Raw genomic sequence first — 3,310 nt, 5'->3', positions numbered from 1 at the left:
CCGCCCACCACCGCGAAGGTGTAGCCCACCTCCTGCGTGCCCCAGCCCAGCCGCGCCTGCACCAGCAGCGCGAACGCCACCTGGAGCGTCGTCATCGCCAGGAACACCGCGAAGAACAACGCCAGCACCAGCCCCAGGGCCTTGCGCCGGGGCGTGTCGCGCAGCGCGGCCCACCGCGTCTGGGATTTCGCCGCCACGCGGGCCTCGGGCGGGTGCGTCTCCGGCATCGCCACGAGCGCGCCCAGGAAGCCCACCAGCGCCAGCGCTCCCGCGAGCAGCGGCGGCACCCAGGTGCCCAGGCCGGAGAACAGCCCGCCCAGCGTGGGCCCCAGCACCATGCCCAGGCCAATGCCCGCGCCAATGCGGCCCATGGCCTTCGCGCGCGTCTCCTTCGTCGTCACGTCCGCGAGCGCCGCCTGACACGCGGCGATGTTGCCGGACGTCGCCCCCGCGAGGATGCGCGAGGCGAAGAGCAGGGGCAGCATCAGCCGGTAGCTGGCGAGCGCGAACAGCAGCATCGCCACCGCGTTGGCCAGCAGGCTCAACAGGATGACCGCCCGCCGCCCGTGCCGGTCCGAGTAGCGCCCCAACAGCGGCGTCGCCAGCAGCTGCGTGAAGGAGAAGCACCCCAGGAGGACGCCCACCGTCAGCGCCGAGCCGCCCATGGACTGCACGTAGAGGGGCAGCATCGGGATGACGATGCCGAAGCCCACCAGGTCCAGGAAGACGGTGACGAACACCACCGCCTCCACCCGGCGCATCATGCCGGGCGTCACCGCCGGGGCGGCCTTCACGCCCACGCTGTCCGTCACCATGTCAGCCCTCAACCCAGCTCGGCCCGGTCCACCGGCAGGGAGTCCGCGTACGCGCGCAGGATGCGGCCCTCGTCGTAGGTGGCCTGGAAGCCGGTGGCCGCCAGGAAGCGCTTGTTGTCCACCACGATGGGGTAGCGCAGGTGGTCCGTGGCCCCCACCGACAGCCGGGGGAAGCCCGCCCGGCCCATCAGCAGCGACAAGAGCGGCGACGGCAGCGGCACCGGCGTGCGCCCCGTGCCCCGGATGATGACCGACAGCGGCACGGGCGCGGGGCCCGCCACGTTGAAGATGCCGCGCACGCGCTTCTCCAGCGCGAGCTGCAACGCCGTCACCACGTCCTCCTCCTGCATGACGTGGAACAGCGGATCGTATCCCAGCACCATGGGCACGCGCTTGCCCCGGATGAGGTTCGCGAGCGTGCCCGTGCCCGGCGTGCCCAGCGTGTACACGAACCGCAGCACGGCCGTGGTGATGTCCGGCAGGCGCCACAGCGCCGTCGCCGCGTACAGGTCCGCGGCCACCAGGTCCGCCAGCTCCGGGATGGCCTCCAGCGCGCGCGGCGGCTCGTCCTCGGAGTGGTACAGCGGCGAGTCCGGCGCGGCGCCGTAGAACGTGTGCCGGCCAATGAAGAGCACCTGCTTCACGCCGTGCGCCGCGCAGTGGTCGAACACCGCCTTGGTGCCGTCCAGGTTGATGCGGCCGCGCTCGCCGCCCCGCACCGTGAACGCCGTCACCGTGGCCATGTGGACCACGGCGTCGGGCTTCCAGCGGCGGAAGACGTCCTCGGTGGCGCGCTTGCGCACGTCCACCGCGTGGACCTCGATGTCCTTGGGCGCGTCCCGCCACGGGCGCAGGTCGATGCCCGCGACCTGGTGCCCGCTGTCGCGCAGCCGCAGGGCCAGCCCGCGCGCGATGCCGCCAGAGATGCCGAGGATCAACACCTTCATGGCAAGAGCCTCCGGGTGCGGCGCAGGTCGCGCTCGGCGCGGTGCTCCTCGATGAGCCGCGCGATGCTTGCCTTCACCTGGTTCACGTACCCTTCGATGATGTGGTCCTCCTCGTCCCCGGTGCCCTCGAAGACGAGCGGCTCGCCGTAGTGGATTTCAAGGCCCACCGGCAGCGGCAGGGGGAGGAGGTACGGCGTCAGGGGCACGTACGGCACGCCCAAAAGCTTCCCCAGCGCATACGCGTTGATCACCGTGGGGATGGCCGCGCCGCCGCCCAGGAAGGCGAAGGGGATGATGGGCGAGCGCGTCTGGAGCGCCAGCCGGACGAAGCCCGTGCCGAAGTCCACCAGCGAGTAGCGCTCCGTGTAGAGCTTCGCGGTGCCGCGGGCGCCCTCCGGAAAAATCATGAGCAGCCGGTCGTCCTCCAGCAGGCGCACGGCGTGCTCCGGCAGCCCGGTGAACTGGCCGGTGCGGCTGGCCCACAGCGAGGCCACGGGGAACTTGTGGATGAAGCGCTCCACCATGCCCTGCGCGAGCCGGGGCGGATCCATCTCCAGCAGGGTGGAGGTGAGCACCATCATCCCGTCCACCGCGACGCCGCCGGAGTGGTTGCCCACCAGCATGCCCCGGCCCTTCTTGGGGATGTGTTGCACGCCGGTGCAGCGCACCCGGAAGTAGTTCCGGTAGAGGAAGGCGAAGAACTCCAACGCCAGCTTCAGGTGCTTCTTGGAGATGCCGTACGGGTCGACGCCGTACTCGTTGAAGGGCAGCTCCAACCGCTCCACCCGCGCTGACAGGGACTCGCTCTGGGGCACGGGGCGCACCGTAGCACCGCGCGTGCGCTTTGCACGGGGGCCTCGCGTACCCCATTGTGCCCCCAGCGGGCGGTCCGGCAGGGCCGGAGCCCGACGGAGGCGCGCACGATGGCGGGGCAGTCGTTGACGGGATTGCTGGAGGGAGCGCTCGCGTGGGCCACGGCGCTGCCGGGGCCGCTGGCGAACGAGGTCGCGGTGGACGTGCCCGGCCGGCGGGTGCGGCTGTCGCACGCGCGGGTGGAGACCCTGTCGCGCCAGGTGCTCAAGGGGGTGAAGGGGCTGGAGCTGCGCTCCTGGGCGTCCTGCCCCACGGTGTACGACCTGCGGCTGTCCGTGCGGGGCTGGAAGCTGCGGGTGGAGACCACCCCCGTGCGCGTGGAGCTGGCGGAGGGCCGCTACACCCTGTGGCTCGCCACGCCGGGCCGGGTGGAACTGGAGGAGTCCCCCGGGGCCTCGTCGCTCTTGATGGGCGCGCTGCGCACCGGCGCGGGGCGGTCCGCGCTCAAGGCCCTGGCCCAGAAGCTGTTGCCTCCCACGATTCAATGGGACGGGGAGCTGCTCCGGGTGGAGGGCCGGCTGCCGAAGGACGGCGCGCTGGCCTCCCGCCTCTTCGAGTCCTCGTCGCTGAGGATGACCGCGGAGCACGCCCCGGAAGGGCTGTGGCTGGCCGCGGAGGCATGGCCGGGGCTCCTGGACCTGCTCCAGGCGGTGTTGGGGGCGGGGGGGCCCGCGG

At 72.2% G+C, this 3,310-nt stretch carries 4 protein-coding genes; 1 reads left to right on the top strand and 3 read right to left on the bottom strand.

The window, feature by feature from the left end; genetic code table 11:
* The 3 genes from D7X12_RS40300 to D7X12_RS40290 form a co-directional block, all read right to left on the bottom strand.
* Positions 1-815, bottom strand: an 815-nt coding sequence (locus tag D7X12_RS40300; RefSeq protein WP_147443967.1) for an MFS transporter, incomplete at its 3' end; no start/stop codon positions are given.
* A gap of 8 nt (positions 816-823) precedes the next feature.
* The gene (locus tag D7X12_RS40295; protein WP_120630427.1) at positions 824-1,762 is read right to left on the bottom strand and encodes an SDR family oxidoreductase; all 939 of its coding nucleotides are present in this window, start codon (positions 1,760-1,762) and stop codon (positions 824-826) included.
* Entirely contained in the window at positions 1,759-2,586 is an 828-nt protein-coding gene (locus tag D7X12_RS40290; protein WP_120630426.1) for a lysophospholipid acyltransferase family protein, read from the bottom strand. The genes D7X12_RS40295 and D7X12_RS40290 overlap by 4 nt, the downstream gene beginning before the upstream one ends.
* Positions 2,587-2,685: 99 nt before the next feature.
* Between D7X12_RS40290 and D7X12_RS40285 the strand changes: the two genes are divergently transcribed.
* Positions 2,686-3,310 (top strand): hypothetical protein (locus tag D7X12_RS40285; protein WP_120630425.1); only part of this gene is annotated, 625 nt, incomplete at its 3' end.

The sequence above is a fragment of the Corallococcus sicarius genome (assembly GCF_003611735.1).
Lineage (GTDB): Bacteria > Myxococcota > Myxococcia > Myxococcales > Myxococcaceae > Corallococcus > Corallococcus sicarius.
Note: the sequence above shows the minus strand (reverse complement) of the source record. Positions and strands in the feature narration are given on the sequence as shown.

Excerpts from the sequence above, each read along its gene's own strand:
- D7X12_RS40295 (WP_120630427.1), bottom strand. The coding sequence starts at position 1,762 with ATGAAGGTGTTGATCCTCGGCATCTCTGGCGGCATCGCGCGCGGGCTG.